Genomic DNA, 3,545 nt, shown 5'->3' on the forward strand with positions numbered 1-3,545 from the left:
ACTTTATATTTATAATAACACATATGAGTTATTTTAACTTTGTAGCAATCATAGGAAAAAAAATGAATTCTAAAAGAGTAAATAATAAATAAAATAAAAGTTTTTTTGATGAGCTTTTACTATAAATGCAGCTTTATTTAATGGAATTATTGTAATTTTGTTCAATTAAACTTTATTATAAACTACTATGGCGGTTTCTGATGATAGAAAGTATACAAGCACTTATGTTTATGAACTTCTTGAAAAAGCAAAAGGTAAGACACTTGGTGAGGTAGACTCTTCAGGCCAATTTATACGTACTATAGACAATAAGAAAATCACCGGAATAGCTGGTGATGTAATAGAACAATCCGTATTTGGTTACAATCGTGATAGTAAACAAGAATGTGATATAGAAATTGATGGTGTATTAACAGAACTGAAAACTACAGGTGTACGTATTCCAAAAAGTAAGCTAAAACAAGCAAAAGGTAAAACAGGAGATGCATATAACCTCTACTTAAGTGCTAAGGAAGGTATAAGTATTACAGGCGTTACTTTTGAACCCACAATTCAAACTGATTTTTTTACTTCACACTTTTGGGAAAAAGCTCAACGACTTCTTATTGTTTTTTATGAGTATCAATCATATACGATTGTACCAGCTTCAGCGTATGCGGAGTTTCCTATAATAGATTATTGTTACAATTCCTTTTCAACAGAAGAACAAGCTATGCTTCGTAATGATTGGGAAATAGTGAGAAATTATCTTCAAGAAATATATAATTTATATCCAAATTCAAATGAACGCTTACATCATTTAGAAGGATTTACACATAAACTCCGACCTAATCTTCTACTAATAGAACTTGTACCAGGGTTTAAGAAGAAAGCAACAGGAAGTTATCAAAAACCTCGTTATAGACTTAAGCGCACTTTTGTTGATTATATTGTACGTGGACATTTTGAAAAAAATAGAATAGAAACGGAAATATCATTAAAAGAACCATTTACTAGTTTTGCTCAGTTAGATGAGAAATGCCACTATCTAACAAAATTATATAAAGGGAAAACATATTTAGAACTGAAACAAATATTAAAAATAGATAACAATGTTAAAGACCTTGCAGCAAAGTGTATATTGAGAATGTTTGATACAGATTGCAAACAATTAAATCAAATTTCAGAATTTAATAAGGCTGGAATAATTGCTAAAACTATAACAATAAAGCCAACAGGAGGACGAACTGAAGACATGAAACTTTTCCATATTGACTTTGAAGAATGGGCTGATAAACATGTTAATTTCACATCTTCAGAAATATACAACTACTTTTGTGAGCATAGTTTTTTATGTCCAATCTTCTGTGAAAGAGGTGATATGAGTGGTCGCAAAAAGAACGAAAAAGAAGATGAATATAAAGCTCGCTTAAAACGAGAAAGTATGAAAACCACATTCGAAGGATTCAAACGAGTCTCTTTTGACGATGAATTTATAGAGAAAGAAGTTATGCGTACATGGGAAGATTCGCGTCAACTTATATTTGATAATAAATTGATTTGGGAATTTAGTTACGACAAAAATGGTCATAAAAGAATTAATAAAAGTGGATCATATATGGGATCACCTAACTTTCCTAAAAGTTCTTCATATATGGTTTTCTTCCGAGGTGGAGCTGATATTTCTACGGAAGAAACACGTACAGAGTGCGTAAATAATATTCGAATGATACCACAATTTATTTGGTTAAAAGGTACATTCATTGCTAAAAAATTACAAGAAATTTCATATATATAATGTAAATATGTCTAAGACAAACTATCATAAAATCAAAGTTGTAGAGTTATTTGCTGGAGTTGGTGGATTTAGAATTGGCTTGGAAGGTGCTTCTGACGATTATGAAACTATTTGGAATAACCAATGGGAGCCTTCTACCATCCATCAAGATGCTTCATTAGTATACCGCGCACGATTTGGGTCAAAAGGACATTGTAATGAAGATATTAATAATGTAGACACTGCTAATATTCCTAATCACGATCTTTTGGTGGGCGGATTTCCATGTCAAGACTATTCTGTTGCTTCAACTTTGAGTCACTCTGGAGGTATCGAAGGAAAGAAAGGTGTACTATGGTGGCAAATTTATCGCATTTTACAAGAAAAAGGAGAACAACGTCCTCACTATCTATTTTTTGAGAATGTAGACCGCTTATTGAGCTCTCCTGCAAAACAACGTGGACGAGATTTTGCTATAATTTTAGCTTCTTTAGCAAATCTTGGATACACTATTGAGTGGCGCATTATCAATGCTGCAGAATATGGTATGCCACAACGTCGGCGACGTATCTATATTATTGGCTATTACAAGGGGAGTACAATAGAAAAAAAAATTGAAGATTTCAAAAACTGGATTCTGTTTGATGGAGTTATGGCCAAGGCTTTCCCACTCGAACAGAAAAATAAGTCAGGGAGTTCTTTTAAAATAGAAGGAACGATAAAAGAAGTATCAGATAATTTTAATGTAAAACAAAAGAATAGCCCTTTTGGCAATACAGGCATTATGACTAACCGCCAAGTGTATACTATTGATACAACACCTGTATACAATGGAACACATATGACCTTAGGAGGAAATATTGTAGATGAGTCTTTAGTCCCTGATAATTTTTTTATTCCTATAAGTGATATTGCTCGTTGGGAATATGAAAAGGGAGCTAAGAAGATAGAAAGAACTTCGAAAGAGGGATATAAATATATCTTTTCTGAAGGCGGTATGTCATTCCCTGATGTCCTTGATCGCCCTTCGAGAACAATAATAACGGGAGAAGGTGGTACCTCACCATCACGCTTTAAGCATGTAATTAGAACACCATCTGGGCGATATCGTCGCTTGATACCTTTGGAATTAGAACGCTTAAACATGTTTCCCGACAATCACACTTATCATCCAGATGTGAATGATGGACGTCGTGCTTTCCTTATGGGAAATGCACTTGTATGTGGTATTATCCAACGAATGGGTCAGAGTTTATACCGATTTATATTCGATAAAGAACCTATTTCTACTCGCCCTATTGACATGCAGCGTGAACCAATGCCACGATTAAACCTCAATCTTTTTACTGAAATTGGAGAAGAATTGAAGTATAATTCTATCAAAAAATCTTTCAAACTTGATATGAATAAGCACCTACTTATTGGATATGTAAAGCCTGATAATATCGATTATTTTCTTGAGAAAGAACTATCAAAAATTTATTATACAGGAAAAACTAAATCCTTTCCCTCAACAATTGCACTCAATAGTCTCTATTATTTCATGCCTTACATTAAAGGAAAAGGAGTACGAGATTTATATCTTATACGTGTAGCACGCATTGGAAATAAAGCAGAAATACATCCTGAAAGTGCTGATAAAGAATCTAGGTTGGTTTTTGATCTTGAATATTTACAAAGTCTTTCTGATTACAAGCCTGTTAAATTAAATATTTTTAATACTTATAGAGATACTTTACTTGGTAGTATCATGAAACCAGAGATTTAGTATTAGCTATTTATCTAATAG

Annotated in this window: 2 protein-coding genes; both read left to right on the plus strand. The window is 32.8% G+C overall.

The genetic code is table 11. The annotated features are described in order from the left end of the window. Window positions 1–187: 187 nt before the first annotated feature. On the plus strand, window positions 188–1,777 hold the full coding sequence (locus tag HMPREF9420_RS07475; RefSeq protein ID WP_007134952.1) for a MutH/Sau3AI family endonuclease: 1,590 nt from the start codon (window positions 188–190) through the stop codon (window positions 1,775–1,777). Continuing rightward, entirely contained in the window at window positions 1,743–3,524 is a 1,782-nt protein-coding gene (gene dcm / locus HMPREF9420_RS07480; RefSeq protein ID WP_248628089.1) for a DNA (cytosine-5-)-methyltransferase, read from the plus strand. Before HMPREF9420_RS07475 ends, dcm begins: the two co-directional genes overlap by 35 nt. The last annotated feature ends 21 nt before the right edge of the window (window positions 3,525–3,545 follow it).

It is taken from the genome of Segatella salivae DSM 15606 (genome assembly GCF_000185845.1).
GTDB lineage: Bacteria > Bacteroidota > Bacteroidia > Bacteroidales > Bacteroidaceae > Prevotella > Prevotella salivae.